Source organism: Nonomuraea sp. H19 (genome assembly GCF_052068215.1).
In the GTDB taxonomy this organism is placed as follows: domain Bacteria; phylum Actinomycetota; class Actinomycetes; order Streptosporangiales; family Streptosporangiaceae; genus Nonomuraea.
Window position 1 is genome coordinate 1 of the sequence record NZ_JBQHCV010000052.1, and the last position, 20,890, is coordinate 20,890.

General features: G+C 67.2%; 9 protein-coding genes. All 9 read right to left on the bottom strand.

Features of this window, described 5'->3' with window-relative positions; genetic code table 11:
• Window positions 1–110 precede the first annotated feature (110 nt).
• Window positions 111–728, bottom strand: coding sequence for a transposase (locus ACTMTI_RS53415; protein ID WP_441128764.1), 618 nt, complete (start codon window positions 726–728; stop codon window positions 111–113).
• The gene (locus tag ACTMTI_RS53420; RefSeq protein WP_441128766.1) at window positions 638–1,180 is read right to left on the bottom strand and encodes a winged helix-turn-helix domain-containing protein; all 543 of its coding nucleotides are present in this window, start codon (window positions 1,178–1,180) and stop codon (window positions 638–640) included. The genes ACTMTI_RS53415 and ACTMTI_RS53420 overlap by 91 nt, the downstream gene beginning before the upstream one ends.
• 133 nt (window positions 1,181–1,313) lie before the next feature.
• Entirely contained in the window at window positions 1,314–1,643 is a 330-nt protein-coding gene (locus ACTMTI_RS53425) for a hypothetical protein (protein ID WP_441128768.1), read from the bottom strand.
• A gap of 190 nt (window positions 1,644–1,833) precedes the next feature.
• A complete protein-coding gene (locus ACTMTI_RS53430) occupies window positions 1,834–3,993 on the bottom strand; it encodes a UvrD-helicase domain-containing protein (RefSeq protein ID WP_441128770.1) in 2,160 nt (719 codons plus the stop codon).
• Window positions 3,994–4,128: 135 nt separating this feature from the next.
• Window positions 4,129–5,406, bottom strand: a complete 1,278-nt coding sequence (locus tag ACTMTI_RS53435; protein WP_441128772.1) for an McrC family protein — start codon at window positions 5,404–5,406, stop codon at window positions 4,129–4,131.
• Window positions 5,403–7,226, bottom strand: coding sequence for a DUF4357 domain-containing protein (locus tag ACTMTI_RS53440; RefSeq protein ID WP_441128774.1), 1,824 nt, complete (start codon window positions 7,224–7,226; stop codon window positions 5,403–5,405). Before ACTMTI_RS53440 ends, ACTMTI_RS53435 begins: the two co-directional genes overlap by 4 nt.
• A gap of 94 nt (window positions 7,227–7,320) precedes the next feature.
• A complete protein-coding gene (locus ACTMTI_RS53445; RefSeq protein ID WP_441128776.1) occupies window positions 7,321–11,667 on the bottom strand; it encodes an Eco57I restriction-modification methylase domain-containing protein in 4,347 nt (1,448 codons plus the stop codon).
• A complete protein-coding gene (locus tag ACTMTI_RS53450) occupies window positions 11,667–14,585 on the bottom strand; it encodes a DEAD/DEAH box helicase (protein ID WP_441128778.1) in 2,919 nt (972 codons plus the stop codon). Before ACTMTI_RS53450 ends, ACTMTI_RS53445 begins: the two co-directional genes overlap by 1 nt.
• Window positions 14,585–20,827 (bottom strand): protein kinase domain-containing protein, encoded by a 6,243-nt coding sequence (locus tag ACTMTI_RS53455; RefSeq protein ID WP_441128780.1) that lies wholly within the window; start codon window positions 20,825–20,827, stop codon window positions 14,585–14,587. Before ACTMTI_RS53455 ends, ACTMTI_RS53450 begins: the two co-directional genes overlap by 1 nt.
• Window positions 20,828–20,890: the final 63 nt, after the last annotated feature.

Genomic DNA, 20,890 nt, shown 5'->3' on the forward strand with positions numbered 1-20,890 from the left:
AAGCCCTCATCGACGCCGTTACCGCAGGCCAAGGCATACACCTCTACCGCCCACCTTGATTCAACGGACTACCGCTACACAGGTTGAACTCGTAGAGGCTGTCCTTGTGATTACACGGGTTCGATGGTCAATCCGGTGCTGGTCAGGCACCCTGTGATCAGATGCGGCCGGTACTGGATCTTCTTCAGCTTGCGTTTGACGATGCGGACCAGAGCGTCGAGGTCGGCGGCGTAGAAGTTGGCGATGGCGCGCTTGAGCAGCGACCACACCCCCTCGGCCGGGTTCAACTCGGGAGCGTAGGCGGGCATCTGAAAGACACGCAGCCAGTCCTTGTTGCCGGCGGCGAAGTCCGCCAACTCCTGGGCCAGGTGCACATTCAGGTTGTCCCAGCACCACACCAGCGGCGCGCCGAGCTGCTGATGCGCCGAGATGATCAGGTCACGGTAGGCCTGCCAGCCGAACGTCTTCGGCTCACCGCGCCGACCGCGATACACGTGCAGCCGATACAACAGGCGCGGCCGATCCCCGGGACGGAAACACAGCACGCTCGCGATGTTGACCCGGCCGCTACCCCGGCCGCGGACATGAACGACAGGCCGGGCTCCTCGCGGCGCCCAGGTACGTCCCTTCGGCGGCCTCAGCCCTTGACCCGCCTCGTCCTCAAAGCAGATGAAGGCGCCCAGGTCCGCGGCGGTTCTTTTACCTGCGGCCACACCTCGGCCTTCCACGCCGCGATCGCCTCCTCATCCCGCTCGGCGGCCTTGCGGGCCGGCACCTGGCACGACCAGCCGTGCCGGCGCAGCAGCCGCCACACCCCCTCGACCGTGTAGCCGACGTGAAACAGCCGCCCGATCAGCGTCTTGACCCGGCTCAGCGTCCAACGCTGGTCATCAGCAAAACCGTGCGCCAGCGGCCCACGCCGCAGTTCGGCCTCCAGCCGCGCCCACTGCGAAGGTGACAGCTTCTCCCTCGACACCGGCCCTTTGGACCGCAGCGCCTCCCGTCCACCCCTCTTCCAGGCCCGACGCCACTTACCCACGGTCCGCTCGTGCACCCGTAACTCCCGGGCGATCTCTTTCGTGCTCTGCCCGGCCTCGAACCGCTCGGCCGCACCCAGCCGTAACCGTTCACGCCGCTCCTGCTCAGCGGGCGTGTACCCTCCTCGTTGCCCGTACCGCATGACCCCGTCGTACCGCGACGACAACGAGCTGTCACGACCCCACGGCCTCTACGAATTCAACCTGTGTAGCGGCGGAGATTCACAGACCTGAGATTCACGCTAGTCGGTGATTGTCGACATCACCGACTAAGTCTTAGTATTTGCCGAGGTCAATGTAGAAAGAGAGGCCGCTCGTAAAACTTTGAATTGTGACCTTCCTGTTCTCTCGAGCGAGCTCGGCAGCGTGAAGGGCCATCATACTCTCTGTTATCCCCGATGGGATAGCCATCAGCTGCGACACCTGTGCAGCTCGCTTCGCGAGACGAATCGCCAGTTGTGGATCATTATTGAGCACCGCTACACCGGAGCGCTCGATAAGCGCATCCACTTCACCCAGTCTGTTTCCGATCTGTCGGAATGCGTGAATTGCGCGGGCAAGTTCAATATCTGCATTGACCATGTCGCCGACATCTTTGTAGATCATTCCGGAGCCGGCCCCTACCATCCAACGGGAGATCACCGAGTGGACGCGGCAAGCCGTCCCCTGCAGGCTCGCTCTCTCAGCGGAGACGTTGTTAACAATTCAACCTTCTCGAATCATGGGCGAACCTAGGCGGAGGGTAGGGAAGACCGTATATCACTCCCGACTTCGCTAGCGGAGAGCTGGGACGTTCTCACTGGCGGTGCCCTGCGCCCCCCGGAGTCTCCTGGGTGACGAACGGGCTGGCCGTACCGTTCCACGAAATGTGCAGTGCCTCGCGTGCCCGCGTACATGCGACGAAGAGGACGCACCGCTCCCGCAGCATGTCGCTCTGATGCTGGATCCGGTCCACCTCCTCCGGCGTGACCTCCTTGGCGAACGGGAAGGCCCGCGCGGTCACCCCGGTCACCGCGACGCAGCGGAACTCCAGCCCCTTCATCGCATGCATGCTCGCCAGCCGTACCCCGTCGGCATCCGCGCGGTCCTTCACCCGGACCGCGGGAATACCCGCGGCGGCCAGCCGGTCGGCGATCTTGTCCAGCAGGATGTTGAACCGGGTGCACACCGCGATCTCGCCCGGCCGCACTCCCTGCCCCAGCCACTCCTCCACCTGTGCCACGACCGCCATGACCTCGTCATGTTCGGTCGGATACCCTAGGGCGGACGGCCGCCTGCCATGCAGCAGTGAGCGGTAGCCGGAGAGGGTGTCCCGGCCGCCGCCGCACAGGTCCTCGACAGCCGAACCGTCGAGGACACCGGTCGACCAGGTGAGGATTTCCTCGGTGTTGCGGTAGTTGATCCGTAGACGGCTGCTGCGGCCCGCCACGGAGATGCCGAGCGCGCCGAGAGACACCCGCGAGTCGTAGATCCGCTGATGCGGGTCACCGGTGATGAACAGGTCGTCCGGACCCTCGACCACCGCCGCGCGCAGCACCCGCCACTGCGCCGGATGCAGGTCCTGCGCCTCGTCGACGACGACATGGTCAAAGCCGTGCACCGTCAGATCGGCTCCAGCGAGCAGTACAGCCGCCCGCGCGCACACCTGCAGGTGCGTCATGGCGCCTGCGGTCCGTAGTTCCGCAGTGAATGCCTCCATGGCCCGCCAGACACGGTCGCGCTGCCGGGGCCCTAGCGTTGTCCCCCGGCCCCGCCGGTTGACCCGCTGGTACGCCTCCAGATCGCTGACCTGTTGGGCCAAGACGACATGCCGGAACTCCTGGGCCAGGAACTGCTCGGTCCAGGGCAGGTCCAGAAGGCGGCGCATCCGCCGCCAGATCTGCCGCTCGTCGATGTCGCCGATCACCGTGGGAACTCGCCCAGCCAGGTCACGGACTGTCCGGTGGGCGAAGGCGTCCACGGTGGTGACCTCCACTCGGGCGAGCTGCCGCTCGTCCTCCAGGAGTTGGGAGAGGTTTTCGCGCAGCATGCCAGCTAGGGCGTTGGTGTAGGTCGTCAGCAGCACCCGGCTGTCCGGCGACCGGGACAGCAAGTGCTGGACCCGGTGCAGCGCCACCACCGTCTTGCCCGTGCCGGGGCCACCGGTGACCTGCGCCGGGCCGTTGTAGGAGACGCGGTAGGCGACCCTGCGTTGGGACGGGTGGAGGAACACCCGCCAAGCCGCGAACGGCTTGTCCAGGATGTCGGCGAGCTCGTCCGCCCCGGTGACGAGGGTGATCCGACTGGTCGTGTTGGCGATGGCCCGCGCCAGGCTCTCCGATGGGTCGTCGGGCGCGTCGGCCGGCCGCCGCTCGGCCACGACGTCCCGGTAGACATCCTCGGGTGAGAAACCCTCGGCCAGATACTGCAGCACCTCAAACTGGTCCTCCGGCAGCAGCGCGCCGAACGCCTCCAACTGCTGCTTATTGATGATCGTTCGTACGGCACGCAACACCTGGTCGTCGATGCCGAGGTTACGCAGCACGGTGTCGGAGCAGGCAGCGAACAGCAGAGTGGGCGCGTCGGCGGCGGCTCGCTCCAGCGCAGGGGTGAGCTGTTCGAGGGCGACGACGTTGCGGACCTCCAGGGCGCGCGTGGCGGTGTTGACCGTGTAGAGGCGCTTGGCCGCCCAGGTGTAGGCGTCATCGTGCGGGACGACGTTAAGCAGCAGGAAGGTGTCGCTGCCGTCGTCCGGGGCCAGCACGACGCCGCGCCAGAAGTCGTTGATCCGGATGGTCCGCATCCGGGGGTCGCGAGCCCGGTCCACCGACTCCAGGTGCAGGCCCTTATCGGCGTACAGCTCGGCGATCGTGAGCTGCTGGAACTTCGCCATCGCCTTGCGCACCCCGGCCTTGACCGGCTTCTCCAGGACGTCGTAACTCTCCCAGAAGCTGTTGGCGAAGGCGAGCTGCGGCACGGTACCTCCCAGGGAAGCGGGGGACAGATCATCAGGATAGGGTGGGTGATCGCCTCAGCGGCCACCATCGATCATGGCCAGTCCCGTCTCAGTGGACGTCCGGGTGTGAGCATCTCCGTGCAGCCCCACCAGGTTTCACCCCGCCGCAATCAGAGATGAATCCAACCGGAGCGCCAAATCCCGGATCCCGGCAAGGAGACCGGCGGGTGACTGGTCGAGGTCGAGGGCGTGCTGGTGGATGACGATGCCCGACCGGCGGACCCGGTGGGCCGCGTGTGGCCCGTTGCCCTTGGCGTAGACGAGGTGCCCTTCGGACATGCCGAGCACGGTGCAGTAGGCGAGCATCTGGTACAGGTCGGTGTGGGGGAAGCCATCGGGTTCTTCGGCCTTGTACTTGGCGTCGGCCACAGCGAGCGGAGTGCCGTCCTCGGCATACCGGACGAAGTCGGGGACGATGCGGATCTGGCCGTGCTCGTCCAGGTGTTGGCCGTCCTGGAACGCGCATCGGCCGGGCTGGTCGGCGAGCGCCTCGCGCAGGGCCACGGTGACGAAGTCCTCGAACACCTTGGCCATGTCGAAGAGGAAGCCGCTGACGGTGACGTCGCCGGTGCGGTGCTCCACAGAGAAGCCGCGCAACACCAGCTCGGCCAGGCGCAGCGCCCGGTGGTAGCGGGCGTTGAGCCGGGTAGGCCGCCAGGCGGGTATCTCATGGCCGCAGCCGATCGGGGTGATGTCGGCGAGCCGGGCCCGCAGCCGCAGCACGCAGGCCCGTGCGTCGGTGGGGATCCCGGCGGGCGGTATGGTGGGCAGCCGCATCAGCCGGTCGCTGGCGGTGCGCAGCAGCCGGTTCTCGGTGATGTCGGTGGTGTATTCGTCGTGGGCGACCTCAATTGGAATGAGCCTGCCGTGCTGCCTGCGGATCTGCTCGCCCTCCAGAATCCGGCCGCGTATCACCAGGGAGGTCTCCTCGGTACGGCGGTAGCCTTGGAGCAGTCCCTGGCGCAGCGCGTGCTCGGCCTGACGGGCGAATAGCCGGGCGAGCGCGGGCAGTAGGTCGGGCTCGGACGCAAGGTCGGCGTCGTCGTTACGCCAGCCCTTGGGGTCGAGGCTGTAGCCGAGCAGGAACAGCAGCCGGGCGATGGGGGTCTTGGGGGTGATTCGCACGGTGACCGTTCGGCTGCCGGGCACGGTGACGGTGGCAACGCCGACCTTGCGCCCGGCCTTCACCCGCCAGTGGCCGGGCAGGTACGGGTCCGGCGTGACTTCCACCAGTCCGGAGGCGGCCAGGGCCCGGCCCGTGACGTCGTCCAGGGGGATGGGCTTGGCGGAGGCGTGCTCGGCGAGCTCTATGGGCGGTGGGGTTCGTTCGGCGGCCGGCGGCGAGACGGACCTGGCCGAGGCGGTATGCATCATGTGGAGGAGCTCGTCGGCGTGAGGGCGGCGCGGAGCGAGGACAGGCCGTAGCGCTGCTCGATGTTCCCGTCCTCGCCGTAGTGGTACTCCTCCAGCAGCGGCAGGATCTTGGTGCGCCAGGTGCGCTCCAGACCGCCGTCGCGGTAGACGCCCTTCTTCATCAGATAGGACGGCCCCACCCGGAAGTCCGGATCGGTGATCCGGGAGTTGAGGACGTCCAGCAGGTCGGCGGGCTCGGCATCCCTGCCCTCGCGCTCCAGCCACCGGCGCAGCAGGCCGCTGGTCGGCTCCAGCCTGGGGGACAGCTCGATGAAGGAGAAACGACGGCGCATGGCGGCGTCCACCAGCGCGATCGACCGGTCGGCGGTGTTCATGGTGCCGATGACGAACAGGTTCGGCGGCAACGCGAAGTCGTCGCCGGAGTAGGTGAGTCGCACTGACTTGTTGCGGTACTCCAGTAGGAAGTACAGCTCCCCGAAGACCTTGGCCAGGTTGGCCCGGTTGATCTCGTCGATGATGAGGAAGTGCGGCACGTGCCTGTTGCCCTCGCGCGACGCCAGGTCGGCCAACTCCCGCAACGGGCCCGCCGTCAGGCGGAAGGCCACCTCGCGAGTCTGCGGGTCCTCTTGGGGGCGGAAGCCCTCAAAGAAGTCCTCGTAGGCATAAGAGGGGTGGAACTGGACCAGTTTGACCTGCTCGGGGCCGCCGCTGAGGAACTCGGCGAGCTTGAGCGCCAGGAAGGTCTTGCCGGTGCCAGGCGGGCCGTACAGGACAAGCTGCCGGTCATCCCACAGCAGGTCACGCACCTCCCGCAGCCACTCCACATCGTGTACCAGTAGCTCGCTGGCCAGTTCTTCGGTCGGCTGGGGCAGCTCCAGCTCCCGACGCGCCACCAGGACGGCGAGCTCCGCGCTCCCGTCACCCGCCCCGGAACCCGCTTCCTCGGCCAGCTCTTCGTCGCTGCGGCCCAGCCCCGCCACCAGGGCCGCGACCGACGTGAGATCGACGAGGTCATGCTGAATGGACAGCTTCTGCTGGAGCTCCTCGGGCAGGTCGTCGTAGGCGTATCCGACGCTCTGCCACTCCACCGGGCGGCGCAGGTTCGACCTGCCGTCCTCTGAGGCGACCTGTTCGGCACCGCCGGTGACCTCCCCAACGTACAGCAGGCCGTTGGAGATCGTGCAGACGGTGTCGCCCGGCTTCATCTTCGACAGGAAGGCGTGGAACTCCTCGACGAGCTGGATCCGTTGGCTGTAGGCGACCGTCTCGTAGTCCTCATCCACGAACACGCGGAGCTGGTCCTTGCTGATGCCCTGCTCGACGCCGTCGCGCATCCGACCGGCCGCGACACTCACCCGGTTCTCGGGCAGCCACAGCCGCTGGACCAGGTCCACACCGGAAACGTTGGAGCCGCGCACCAGCCAGGTGCGGTTGGGGCCGTACCAGGACGCGGTGAGGAAGTCGGACAGCGGGTGCCCGTCGGCGGTCTTCCAGTCCAGCCACCCGTTAGAGCTGCGGCCGACCAGGATCTCGGCGGCCGAGGACGGGGAATTGCAGACGATGTCCTCGATCGTCTCTAGGTAGCCCGGCCAGGCCGTGGACGGCACGATCCTGCCCTCGTCAATCAGCCTCTGGCGGAGGTTGTGCGAGGCGGGCATCCGCATCGGGAACGACGGCACGACCTCGGGCCGGACCGGTGATCCGGCCCGGACCATGAACTTCTGGCTGCCGTTCGTCCCCTTCTCCTCCAGCAGTAATCCGTGCCCGATGGGGCCACCGTGGGGGAGACGGATCTGGAACTTGGGATAGGGGCTGGGCATCAGGCCCTCTCAGTGTCCGGTCGGGCTGGCGGCTTGGGTCAGGTGGTCATCGTCTGATGGGCGCAGTTAGTGGGATAGCCCCAGGTGACCGCGATCAACGTGGTCCCGGAGGGCCGTGCGTTGCAAGTACGGTGCTGCCACCCATCCATCGCGCCCCGCAGACATGGCAGTGGACCCACCACTCCTCCCACCCGTCCCGGAACTCCAGCCGTCCTTCCTGGCCGCTGCCCGGACAGACCTCTGGGATCGGGGCCACTGGGGCGTCGGGTTCCGCTTCGAGATCGGTACGGCAGGCCGCATCGGGGGTCTGGGCGGTCGACTGCTCGGGATGACGGGGGCCGTGGCCAGGGGGTGGGGTCAGGGTGGAGGTGTAGTTCTCGCCGTCGATGAGCGGGGCGGTGAGGCTGACACCGGCTACGGCCATGCGGTCGTATTCGGTGAGGACCAGGGCCTTGGTGCGGTAAATGCCGTACTTGGCGATCTCGTTGTGCTTCAGGCCACCGTTCTCCGTCTGAAACGTCTCCAGGATGTAGTCGACGTCATCGCGGGCGATGCCGTAGAGGTGGAAGAAATAGGCATCCAGCTCGGCACGAATCTGTGTACGACGGTCATCGTCCCATTGGAAGGGGGCGCCGGCGTCGTGGAGGTCGCGGGCAATGCCGGTCATGTCGTAGGCGGTGTAGACGAGTTCGAGGACCCTGGGCACGATGAAGGCGGTGTGCGGTTGCAGCATTTGCGGTGTGGGAACCGGAAGCTGCTTCCAGATCATGAGAGCCAGGTGGATGCCGCCGACTTTCTGGCGACTTACGAAGTCGAAGATCAGCGCGCTCTGAGTTGCGACAAGTGTGGCAGTCAGTGTAGGGGAGACGCGCGGGAACATCACGGGAAAGGTATGTACGGCTGCGGTGCGCGGGATAAACGCTGGGATAGCAGTGCGTTCGTTTGTCGACGATGTGACATCACACCAGCCGTATAGCCAGTCGTGCTCCCAATTCACCTCCTTCAGACGAGGTGAGAGGCCTGCGACATGAACCTCCTTGCCTTTCCTTCGAGTCGGAATCCGGTCACGTTGGCTAATCCAGTTCAATGGGACAGCGAAGCGTTCCGCGTCGCGAAGCTCTTCACTGGTAAGGTAGCGGGGCTGATTTTGGCGGTTTACCGCAGTCTCGCTCTTGATGACATCTGCTGCGCGATGGTTGAAGAAATCAACCATCTTAGCTTCGTAGATAGGAAGCATTCGCTCGTCATCGCGCACAAAAGTGTTGGCTTGAAGCTCCCAGCCGTCCTCGAATAGCTCTTCGCGTGTGCGGAAGAGATCGCCATCGTTCGCATTTCGAAAGAGATATTTGAACTCAATGCGCCACGGATCGCTTGAGTTCGGCGCTTCATTGCTTAGCACCGGAAAACGTTTGTGAATTGCTAGGGTGAGGTCAGCATCATGGCGTGTGCGGAAGATCGGGAGAGATCCTGTGTTGGGGTTTACGAGCGCGATCTCGGCGGGGGTAAGGCTGATGACACGATCCGGCTCATCCAGCTCGATGACATCATGGAGGAAAAAAGCAAGCGTGGCGGCAGGTTCGCGAAGTCCTTGACCCGTCACTGAGAGAAGGCAGAATTTGTAACTGGAGTGTACTCCGGGGAAGAGCTTCTTGCGGTTTTCGAAGTCGTACAGCGCGGCAATGGCTGCCCGCCTTGTGAGTTCGCTGAATAGATGCTGTCCGCCTGCGCTGGTCGCGATCGCAGTGGGAACAATGCATCCGGCGCGTCCATGAGATGCAACGATTCTAGTGAAATGCTCAGCGAAGAGCTGGTCCACCTGAAGCTTGGTGACGCCACCGCCAAGTGCCTTGGCGCACAGGGGGAAGATGCCTGAAGCGCTTGCGAACAAGGATGTCGTCTTAAGTTTTCGTCGCTCGACGTGATACTTGATAGCTCCATAGGGATTCTCCGCAAACCAGGTCTGGATACGGCGATCGCGAGCTTTTCCTGAAATTGCCGCAATCGAGGGTTCGATTACGCTGAAGTACTTCTTGTCTTCGAACTCCATTCGATCCCACGGGGGGTTGCCGAGCACGCATGAGAAGCCCCCCGCCCAGCCCTTCGCCGGGTCCACCCCGGGGACGGAATCCTCGGCGACCGTGAAGACGTCGGGGAACTCCAGGTGCCAGTGGAAGAACCGGTACTGGTCGCGGAGGCGCTTGACCTCTTTGAGGGTTGTCTCGGAGGCCGCCGATTCGGCCGGATCCTGGAGGGCACGGAAGACCTCCTCGGTTATCGCGGGTGGCGCGTCCTGGGCCTTGCGCCACATGAACGCCGCGCACCAGGCATCGGCGACGAACTTGGTGTGGACATAGTCGGCCGAGGCGGCCCATTCGCCGTATTCGGCGGCCTGCTGCCGCACCTGGACGAGCCAGTCGGCGGGGGCATCGGCGATGCGGCGCAGCCCGGCGGCGAACGCGGTGTTGGCCACCTTCGGCTCCGTACCGAGGTCGAACAGGCCGCCCTGCCCCGCGCGCTCCTGCTCGTTCTGCTTCTCCAGGAACCGGGCGTAGGCCTCGTCGTCGCCCTCGACCGCCTTGAACGCCTTGCTAGGGATGCCGTTTCGGATCAGCGCGGGTGTCGCACCGATCAGGCCGTTTCCGTGCTTGATGTGCGCGTCGAGGAAGCTGAGCGGCTTACCTGGCTCCATCGCCTCCAGCCACAGCGACACCTTGGCCAGCTCGACCGCCATCGCATTGAGGTCCACGCCGTATACGCAACGGGCGATCACCTCGTGCAGCGCATGCCGTACGGCGTCCACGGGAGGCTCGGGGTTGCCTTCGCGGACGGCCGCGATCCGCTTGGCGATCCGGCGGGCGGCGGCGACGAGGAAGTGGCCCGAGCCGCAGGCAGGGTCGCAGACCGTCAGCGCGAGCAACTCGGCGATGATGTGCCCGCCCGGGTCCGGGACGCTCTCGGCGGAGGCCTGCTGCTCGCCGCGCTTCTGCGCGTCGTCGATGATCGGGTCGAGGGTGGAGTCGAGCAGGGTCTCGATCAGGGAGCTGGGCGTGTAGTAGGAGCCGGTCTTCTTCCGGTCATTGCCCAGGCGGCGGTCGACCAGCTCGAAGGTGGTGTCCACCGCGCTGTGTTGGGGGACCAGCTCGAGGAGCGACTCATAGACCGAGCCGAGTTCTTCCGCGCCCATGTTGCGGTAGTCCGCACGCCGCCAGCGGGACGCGTCGGCGTCCCAGACACGGTCGAGGTGGCGGACGGCCTCCAGCAGATGGGAGTTGGCCAAGGACAGACCGCGCAGCGGGGCGTCGGCATCGGTGTCGTCGAAGAGCCCGCCCAGGCCGCGCAGGCCTAGGGGTTCGTATCCTTCTTCCCTGCCGAGGGCGTCCAGGACGATGCGGAGCGCCTGGTAGAGGTCGCCATGAGAGGTGCCCCGCCGGCGGCTCGCGTGACGGCGCAGCCGGTTGGAGGAGAAGTAGTCGTCATACCGGCGGCGCGTCTCCGCGTCGGTTCCTGGCGGGTGGAGCAGGTCGCGATCCTCGATCACGAAGAGGAAGAGCAGGCGGTAGACGAGTCGAAGCAGCGCTGCGTGGAACGCGTCGGTGTCGATGTTCCGGCGCAGCTCTCCGTTGGCCGGGTGACGGAGGAAGCCGGTGCCGAGTTCCGTGATCGCCTTCTGGACGCCGTTCCGGTATCCTTCCAGCGCCCGGGCCCCGGAGACGATGGCTTCGGCGCGCCACCTCTCCAGCCAGCACGCTGACGGCGCCTCGCCCTCCTCGACACGGAACCGGGTGACGTGCAGCAGCCGGTACAGCAGGACGAACTCGCTGAACAACTCGCCGTCGAAGATCGCCTCCAGGTCGAACTCGACGTACGAGGCGGTGGCCAGGGCGCTGGAGTCGCGCAGCAGGCGCAGGCGGCGGCCGTTGGTGAGCACGCCCCACAGCAGGGACTCGGTCCGGTTAAGGCACTCCTGGACGAGTGACTGCGGCGGGACGGTGCCCGCGCCGCCGGGACGCTTGTCCAAGTCGGCGTTCCAGGCGGCGAAGTGGACGGGGACATGCTTCCAGTGGTGGCTGATCGCGAAGGTCTTGCCGCCGTCGTCGGCGGTGACGCCCGCCGGGCCGACGGCGGTGAGATCGCCGAACCCCAGCTCGGTGAAGAGCGGTTCGAGCCACTGCGAGATCGCCAGCCCGGTCGGGTCGGCGGGGGTCTCGGCCTCCGGGACGCGCGGGAGCTTCAGCCGTAGCTCGGCCCAGACCGACTTGAGGTAATCCCAGTGGCGCTCGGCGTCGTCGCGGACCGAGCGGGAGCCGATCACCTTGTAGTCGGCGGGCAGGGAGCCCTTGACGTCCTTGCCCTCGGAGATGCGGGTCAGCATGTCGGCGGGTAGGAGGCCGCCAACGGTGTGGATGGCCGAGAAGACCTGGTTGCGGGCGACGGCGGACATCAGGCGTTCCCTCCGGCAGCGGAGTCGGAGACGGGCAGGTAGACATAGGTGCCGAGGATGTCGGCGGGTTTCTGCGTGACGATGTTCAGGCCTCGGACGATCTCACCGGCGGCGCTGCGGACCCGGCGATGGGAGTCGAGCAGCTCGGCGTGCAACCGCTCGCCGTACTCCTCCAGATGCATAGCCGTGGCAGGCAGGCCGTCGAGCACGCGGGCCATGGTGCGCTCGCCGAAGACCCGGTCGGTGTTGTCGTCGGCGGTCACCTCCAGCAGCTTCAGCGCCTCCTCGTCGGCCAGCCAGACAGCGCTCACGGGGGAGCCCTGGAAGGCGAGCAGGCGGGCGTCCTCGGCCACGAGCTGGCGGGTGCCGGAGCGGGACGGCAGCGTGAGGTGGAAGCGGTAGCGGACCAGCAGCAGCGTGGTGCGGGTGGTGACGGCCCGGGTGCGGATGACGCCGCAACGGCTGGCCGGGCGGTCCCGGCCCGGCTGCTCGTCGATTTGGGCGTCCAGGGCGACGCCCAGGACGTAGGAGGCGAGAGCGCCCACCACCGGGTCGGTGCGGACCAGCGCGGCCTCGCCGCGCGTCACCGCGGGTGTCGACCGGAACGGGACGGGACGGCCCAGGTCAACGGCGTCGCCGCCAACCACGGGGGCCAGCGCGTCGCGCAGCCCGGCGGGGGCGCCGCTCACGTCCGCGGTGAAGCCTCCGTCCGGTTCGTCGCGGACGATGCCGTCGAGGGACACGAGAGCCCGCCGTACGAAGGCGCGGACCTCTCCGGACCGGCCCAGAGTGTCGCGGATCGAGGCGACCTCGCGGGCGACCTCCTCGGGACGGATCGAGCGCTGGGCGAACCGGGAGCGGGAGGTCGTCTCGCGCTCGGCGGCCGAGTTCCACTCAGTCTCCAGCTTGGCCGCCCTGTCACTGATCTCGTCGAAGCTGAACAGGGCCTCCTGCTCGCGGTTCTGCCTGCGCAGCAGCAGCCACTCGACGATCGCGTCGGTCACCCCGGTAGAGGCGACGTCCGGGACCGAGACGGAGATGCCCAGGTCCTTGCGGATCTGGCGGTGCTTCCGGATGAGGACCTCGAGAACCTTGCCGTCGATGCCGTTGTCGCTGCCGTACAAGGTGATGACCTTGACGATGTCCTTCTTCTGGCCGTAGCGGTCGACACGGCCCTCCCGCTGGTCGTGCCGGGTAGGGTTCCAGGCAAGGTCGTAGTGGACGACGGCGTCGAAATGGTGTTGGAGGTTGACGCCCTCTGACAGACAGTCGGTGGCGACCAGGACACGGTGGGCGCTCTCGTCGTCACCTGCTTCCTCGGCCAGTTCCTCGATGCGCTGCAGACGCTGCTGCGGGGACAGGGTGCCAGTGACGGCGCGAATCACGGTCTTCTTGCCGAGCTTTCCCTCCAGGTGCTCGGCGACATATTCGGCGGTGGGAATGTAGCGGCAGAAGACGATCGGGTTGTAACCGGTCTTCAGCAGGTCCTTCAGATGCTCGACCAGGGCGGCCAGCTTCCGGTCGGCCGCTGTGCCCTCCAAGGCCTGCGCGCGGTCGGCCAGTTCGGCCAGGCGGGCACCCGCGTCCTCGATCTCCGCGCCCGGGGCGACGTCGAGCCCTTCCATGATGTCACTGTCGTAGGCGTCGCTGGTGAGCGGCGCGCCCAGCCTGTCGGCCTCCTCGGCGGTCGCGGCAGCCGCGGCGGCTGACCGGGTTCGCAGGGTCTGGGCGGCGGCGCGCGGTGAGGAGACCATCGAGCGCAGCAGCGCGATCGCCGACCACCAGGCGATCCGCGCCTCCCGCTTGCCGCGGTCGCCCGCGGCACTTACCCGCTCGCCGGCGTAGGCGATCGCGTCGTCGAGCAGAGCGCGGTAGGTGGGGGAGAGCTTGTAGGTCTCGTCCTTGAAGTAGCGGTCGGAGGGGAACGCGGTGGACTCGGCCAGGCTGTCGTCGGCCAGGCCGTCGTTGACGGTGAGGAACTGCCGCACGTCGGCTCGCTTGCGCTGGACGAAGTGCTGGGCCAGGAGGCGGCGGCCCGCCTCCGAGTCGAGCTCGACCTCGGCCAGCTCGGGCCGGACCAGGCCGAGGAGATTACGGAAGGCGCTCTCCTTACCGCTGTGTGGGGTGGCTGTCACTAGCAGCAGATGGCGGTCGGCTCTGGGGTCGGCGACGCGCTGGAGCAGCTCGTAGCGGAGCTGGTTCTGCGTGGAGGTGTTGTCATCGGCGGCGACGCAGGTGTGGGCCTCGTCCACGATGACCAGGTCCGGGCAGTGCTTGACGAAGTCGTCGCGGTGCCGGGGGGACTTGATGAAATCCGTAGAGACGATCACGTTCCGGTGCCTATCGAACAGCGACTGGCCCAGGTCCAGGCCGCGCTCCAGCCTGGAGACGGTGGAGGCCAGGACCAGCTCGGCGTCGATGCCGAACTTTGTGCGCAGTTCCTCCTGCCACTGCTCGGCCAGCGCGGGTGAGCAGAGCACGGCGAGCTTTCGCGCGCTGCCCTGGGCGAGCAGCTCGGCGGCGATGAGTCCGGCCTCGACGGTCTTGCCGATGCCGACGTCATCGGAGATCAGCATGCGGACGGTCCGCTGCCGCAACGCCATCATGAGCGGGACGAGCTGGTAGGCACGAGGCTCCACGGCGATCCCGGCCAGCGACCGGAACGGGCCAGCGCCGGAGCGGAAACCGATGCGCAGCGCCGTACGGAGCAGACCTGCGGCCAGCGAGTCACCTAGGTCGGCGGGGGACGGCGGCGCGAACTCGGCGCTGCGGACCTCCTCGAACGCCGGGAAGACGGCGGCGATGTCGTCGTCCGCGCCGCCCAGCGGGCGCAGCACGAGCATGTCGGCGGCGCTCTCGGGAAGCACCACCCATTCCCGGCCGCGAGCGGAGACCAGGGAACCGGCCGTGTAGGTCATCAGGAGTTTCCTCGCATGGCTGTGCCGAAGTAGCGGGTGAACTGGGCGGCGATGGCGGACCAGTCGCCGTCGTGCGGGAAGCGAACCACGTCCCAGCCGCTGTCGAACAGCCGGTCCTCGGCGTCGAGATCACGCTCGGCGACGATCGAGTGGTCGTGGACGGGGCCGTCGACGAAGACCGCGACGTTGACCCCGGGCAGCCGGTAGACGTAGTCGGGACGGGCCAGCGCCTCGGCGACGAAGGTCTGCGCCTCGTCCGGCAGCCGCAACCCCTGCTCCTTGAGCCAGGCGATGAGCCGGCCTTCCAGTATAGTGTCCGACTGCGCGGTCAGCCGCTCCAACTGCTCGGTACGGCTCTCGCCCCGGCCGGCGGTGAGTGCCCGCCCGGCGGCGAAACGCAGCAGCAGGTCGCGGACTGAGTGGCGGTCGATCGCGGCGTGGTTGAGCTGGTTGCCATAGGTCAGCAGGCACTCGTAGCAGCCCCGGGCACAGGGCCGGTTGGGATGCGGGCCGCCCCGGTCGGCGCCGTCTAGAGTGAAGTGGCAGATAGCAAGGGCCTCGGCGGCGGCCCGGGCCAGAGCCTCCGGCTCGGACTGCATTAACCGAAGCACGCCCGCGCCGCCCTCGGCGGCCTCGGTGAACAGCATCCGGTCGCGGGGACCTTCGTCGGGCGGCAGCAGCTCGCTGTTCAGCTCGGCGTCCTCCAGCTCGAAGGCGGCCTCGATGCCGCGCTCCAGCGCGTACATCAGCGACAGGGCCACCGGCTTGTCCAGCGGTTGGTTGAGCTTCAGCACCAGGATGTTGCGGGTGTCCTGGACGTAGGGGATGACTCGCTTGCGGCGGCGCTTTTCGTTGCCCTCGGCGTCGACAACCGGCATCTCGCCGGAGTCGCCTGACGCCTCACCAGCCTCCCGCTCGTTCATCCAGCGTCCGTCGGCGGGGTCGAGCCAGAAGCCGTCCGGCTCGCCCTCCTTGGCCCGGATCCGACCCATGTTGGAAATGCGGACCGTGGCCGAGTCGCCGAATGACAGGGTGGCGAATGACCCCGCCGGATCCTTGATGACGGCGTCCCGGCGGCCGGGCCGCTGCCCGTGATCCTGGAACCGGTAGGAGGTGACCAGGCGGAAACCCGCGCGGCGCCGCTCCTCCTCGTCGGAGGAGATCCGCTCGCGTCGCTTGGTGTAAACCGTGTGGAGCTGGAGCAGATTCGAGGTGACATCGTTCAGCGGCTCGTCGCACACCTCGCATCGGTCGGCGCGCTCCTGCGCGTCGTGGTGGTAGCCGCACGCCGCGCACCGCTTGGCGGTCGTGGTGACCACGTCGCCAGTGGCGTCCGGCGGCAACTGGATGCGAGTAACCTGGTAGCGGGCGCCCTCGTGGTAAATGAGGGCACCAGGACCGAACTCTCGGATCGCCAGGAACCGGGGCCGCTGGACGTAGTCGCCGTCTCCGAATCGTCGCCCCGTGGTGGGGATGTAGGCGGCCAGGGGCAACCGAGGGAAGGAATAGCCGGGGAGGAAGCCCTCGCTGGCCAGGTAGCGGTAGGGGTTGAAGTCGCTCAGCAGGGACCTGCTGTCGGCGCTCTCGTTCTTCAGCAGATCGAGCTGTGTCTCGGCCTCCTTGCGGCGGCTGACGGCGATCTTCCGGTCGCGCTCGGTGAGAGTGTGATCCAGGACGCGCCGGTTCTGCTCAGCCTGGTCGACGAGGGCCGCCCGAAACAGGCCGCGCCACCGGTTCAGTGCCTGGTCGAACTCCTCCGGCGCCTTACGCACGGTCTCCTCGATCCACTGCATGTGCCACCAGGTGGTCTCGGCGAACTCGGTCAGCAGCCCGCCGAAGACCTCTCGGGCCGCCGCGACCGCGTGTCGCTGCGCCGCTGCATCCCGCAGCTTGGCTTCGACGTCGCTGTGCAGAGCCAGCTCGGGATTGGGATACCGGGCATCCTCCGCGTAGCTGACGTTGATGATGTGCGGGATGGCGCTGCCAAGCTTCAGTCGGGACTCGGCCAGCCAGATGGCCTGCACGTGGGAACGGACCAGGTCCTCGTTGGCCAGGTCGAGACGGGGCGGGGCGACCGCGCCCGCGACCATCCGTTCGGAGCGGCGGAAATAGTACTGGTCGTGGCTGTTGCCGGTGGCGCAGTAGGTGGTGACCAGGGCGGGCTGCCCGGACCGGCCGGCCCGGCCGCTGCGCTGCGCGTAGTTGGCCGGGGTGGGCGGCACGTTGCGCATCATGACGGCGTTGAGCTCGGCGATGTCGACACCCAGCTCCATCGTCGGGGAGCAGTACAGCAGCTTCAGATCGGCCTTGCCGAACGCCTTCTCGCGCCGTTCCCGCTCTTCGGGGGCGACCTGCGCGGTGTGCTCGCGGGCCGCCAGACCGGCCAGGGCGCCGGCGGTGTCCCGGTAGAGGTCGCGGAAGAATGCGTTGACGAGGGGACCATCGCCACTGGCGTAGGTCCTGGTCAGCGGATCATGGCAACCGGTTTCACCAGTACCGGCCCGCCAGATCAAACACGCCGCCGAGATGCGGTAACCCGTGATGGCAGGAGCGGACGGCCCCCGGAACCGACCGGTCCGCTGTGGGGCGGCGGAGATCTCGGTGAGCAGCCTGGCCTTGGTGAGCACCTTGAGCAGATTATCGATGATCAACTGCAGGTCGTCGGTGGACAGGTCGGAGAAGTGGACCCGCTTGAGGTACTTACCGAACTTGCCGCGGCCGGAGAGGAACAGGCCTGAGCGATCCATCCCGGGCCGAGACCCCCGCGGGTAGGCGGTGCCGACCCGGGGCTTGTCATTCGACGACAATACCCACGGATCGACCAGACGCTCCTCGCTGGCGCGCTGCAGCGTGTCGAAGTCGTCACGGAAGTACTGCACGTCGATGGCCAGGGCCCGGCGCATCTCGTCGAGCAGCGCCCGCATGATCTCGGCGCGATGGCCGGGCTCGGCGTCGCGCAGCGCGGCGTGGACCTTGATCTCGGGGTCTGACCAGCGTTCCTGCTGATCGGCGAGCCAGTCCAGATCCTCGTAGTCGATCTTCAGTAGACCGGTCTGCTCCAGGTTGGGCATGGTGACCCGCCAGCCTCGCTCCAGGTCCATGTAGAGTCGGAAAGCGATGACGTCGCGCAGGGTCTTGGCGGCGTTGCGGGCCATCGACGGCGGCAGGTCCGCGCCCCCGGCATAGTCGGTCGGGGTGAGACCCAGAGCGTCGGAGACGTGGGAGGCGAGGTCCTCGTGGTTGATCCCTTCCTCGCCCGCGTCCGCGACGGCCTGGTAGAGCGCGCTGCGAAGCTGGGTGATCTGCACGAAGTCGTTGAAGTGCCCGGCCTGCAGAGAGGCGTCCTGCCTGTTGTCGACGAAGGTGAGAAGCTTACGGGCCTCCGGCTTGAGCGCCGCGGGGGGCGCCTCCTTCAGCGAGCGGACGATGGAGGCCGACACGAGTGAGGTCGCCGACGAGCGGCCTTCCTGGTCGAGCCGGGCGAGCTTGGCGAAGTCCTTCCCCCTGACCTGCTCGTAGCTGACTCCGCAGTGCAGGCAGAACAGGAACGGCGAAGGGATGAAGGCGGCCAGCAGTTCACCGCGGTCCTGCACGCCGTATGGGTCGACCCTGACGAGGCTCGGCACGCGGGCCCGGTAGGAAGAGCGGACGGTCTCCCAGCCCTGATCATCGGTTTCCAGCCAGGAGTCGGGCAGACGCCGATCGGCGATGGCCTGTTCCACAGTGGACGGCCAGGAGCGGCTGGTGCTGACGTAGAGGTAGCCGTCACCGGCCCGGCCGCCGGTGGCGGCGGTGTCGGGGCGCGAGCCGTAGGTCGTGACGCCGTTCTTCTCCTCGCGCCACACGGTCAGGTACTCCTGGCCGCACTCACGACAGAAGGCCAGCGGCAGCAGGAGCTTGCCGTCCGTGCCGGGCTGGACGAGTTGGTAGTCGCGGGTCAGGTGACGAGTCTGCTCGTCTTCCAGGGTGACGTAGACGGTGTCGCCCTTGGACAGGAACTGGTGTAGCCGGAAGGCGAACAGGGGCCGGTCGGTGACCGGGTGCCGGGCCTCCGAACCGGCCTTCAGTGTGTGGCGGATCGCCTCCACGCAGATCTTCTCGTTGAGCCCGCTGCTCTCGGCCAGCTCCTTCGCTGCTTCCTCGATCTTGGCGGGCTTCTGCCGGATGATCCGCCCGGTGTCGTCCAGGGCGAGTCCGAAGCGTGCCTCGATCCAGCGGGCGAGCGGGTCCGCCACCAGGTCGGCGTAGGCGCTCGGCGAGCCGGGGAGACGGAGCCGCTCGACCGGGACCGTCGCGGGTGCTTGGCCGGTGGCACGCACCAGAGTCTCGCCGATGACGTTTTCCGGGAGCACTTCGGTGCCGAAGAGGGTGGACGCGACGTGGGCGACGGTCTCGCGCTGCTCGGCAAAGGTGCCCTCGCTGGACATGGTGGCCGAGGTGCCCACGCACTGCAGGTTCTCCGCTCGGCACGCCTCGCGTACCCGGCGGATGAGCAGGGCCACGTCGGCGCCTTGGCGGCCACGGTAGGTGTGCAGCTCGTCGAAGACCAGGAACTCCAGGCCCTCCGCCATCTTGATAAGGGAACGGCGGTCGTCCGGGCGGGTGAGCATCAGCTCCAGCATCACGTAGTTGGTGAGCAGGATGTCCGGCGGGTTGTCGCGGATCGCCTTGCGATCGGCGTCACTCTCCTGGCCGGTGTAGCGGGCGTAGGTGACGGGCTCGTGGCCTTCGCCGTACCCGTCGGTCAGGTATTTTCTGAGCTCCTCGCGCTGGCTGTTGGCGAGGGCGTTCATCGGGTAGACGATGATCGCACGGACCCGCTTGCGTGCCTTGGGTCCCTCTCGTTCCCTGTCCTTTAGGACTTTGTCGACAATCGGCACGATGTAGGACAGGGACTTGCCCGAGCCGGTGCCGGTGGTGAGGACGTAGGACTCGCTGGACTGGGCGGTCTTGACCGCTTCGAGTTGGTGCTGGTGGAGGGTGAGTGGGCGGCCGTCGCACACCGTGCCGTCCTTGGTCTTTCCTGCCTGGAAGACACGCGCGCATTCCTCGTGCAGCACCTTGTCCCTGACCAGTTCCAGGACGGTGCCGCCGGAGGCGAAGAACGGGTTAAGTGACAGCCAGGGGTCGGGCCACTGGGACTTGGAGTCCAGATCCTCCTCGACGAACGCCTTGATCCGGTCGTCGCGGATGATGGTGCCGCCTTCGGTGAAGGCCCGGTAGTCCTCGATGAGCTTGCGATGCACGCCGAAGACGTCCATGCCGGACCCGGTTGGACGAGGTGCGGGGGCGGGCGCGGCGGGCGGCTCAGCCAGGGCGGTCGCGAGGTAGCGCACCGGGTCGAAGTCGTCCCATCCGGAAACGTGAACCTGGCCCGTGGCGAACGGCAGCAGCGCCTCACGGACGGTAACGGCGTCGGCCGGACGGTCGGCCGGCTCTTTGGCCAACAGCCGCTGCACGAGCCGCGCCAGGTCGTCGGGTACGTCGGAGCGGAGCAGCCGCACCGAGGGTGGGACCTCGTTCATGTGCTTGTTGCCGAGCTCGATTGAGGACTCGCTGTGGAACGGGGGAACACCTGTGAGCAACTCGAACAGCATGCAGCCCAAGGCGTACAGGTCGGCCGCCTGGGTGACCGCCGAGGCGCGAAACTGCTCGGGCGCCATGTAACGGGCGGTCCCGATCGTCATGCCGGTGCTGGTGACCTTGCCGCCCTCGGTGTCGCCGACGATGCGACCCATGCCGAAGTCGAGAACCTTGACCAGGCCGCCGCGCAGCAGCATCACGTTGGAGGGCTTGAGGTCACGGTGGATGACGCCGGCGAGGTGCGCCGCAGACAGCCCGTCCGCCATCTGCGCACCCAGCGCCGCGACCCAGGAGATGTGGAGCTGGGGATGCTCGGAGATAAGGTCGCGCAGGGACTCTCCGTCGAAAAGCTCCATGGCCAAGTACGGCAGGCCGGAGGAGTCGACGCCGCCGTCGACGGTGCGGGGCAGGTTGCGGTGACGCAGTCTGCGCATGATGCGGACCTCGCGCTCGAACCGCTCGACCGTCTTGATGTCGGTGTTGGGGTCGAAACCCAAGCCGGAGCGGCTGCGCAGGATTAGTTTCACCGCGACCACACGGTCCTCGGAGCCCTCGGCCTCCCGTATGTCCTCGGCGCGGTATACCTCTCCCATGTTGCCCTTGCCGACGGCCCCCAACAGCCGGAACCGGCCCGCAACCACGTCCAGGTGCACAGACACCCCTATTTTCTCCCCCATACAGAACAGTCCCAAGTATCTCTCGATCGGAGTGCACGACATTTT

Coding starts and splice junctions, on each gene's coding strand:
- ACTMTI_RS53450 (WP_441128778.1), bottom strand. CDS start 14,585: ATGACCTACACGGCCGGTTCCCTGGTCTCCGCTCGCGGCCGGGAATGG.
- ACTMTI_RS53440 (WP_441128774.1), bottom strand. CDS start 7,226: ATGCCCAGCCCCTATCCCAAGTTCCAGATCCGTCTCCCCCACGGTGGC.
- ACTMTI_RS53445 (WP_441128776.1), bottom strand. CDS start 11,667: ATGTCCGCCGTCGCCCGCAACCAGGTCTTCTCGGCCATCCACACCGTT.
- ACTMTI_RS53435 (WP_441128772.1), bottom strand. CDS start 5,406: ATGATGCATACCGCCTCGGCCAGGTCCGTCTCGCCGCCGGCCGCCGAA.
- ACTMTI_RS53425 (WP_441128768.1), bottom strand. CDS start 1,643: ATGATCTACAAAGATGTCGGCGACATGGTCAATGCAGATATTGAACTT.
- ACTMTI_RS53420 (WP_441128766.1), bottom strand. CDS start 1,180: ATGCGGTACGGGCAACGAGGAGGGTACACGCCCGCTGAGCAGGAGCGG.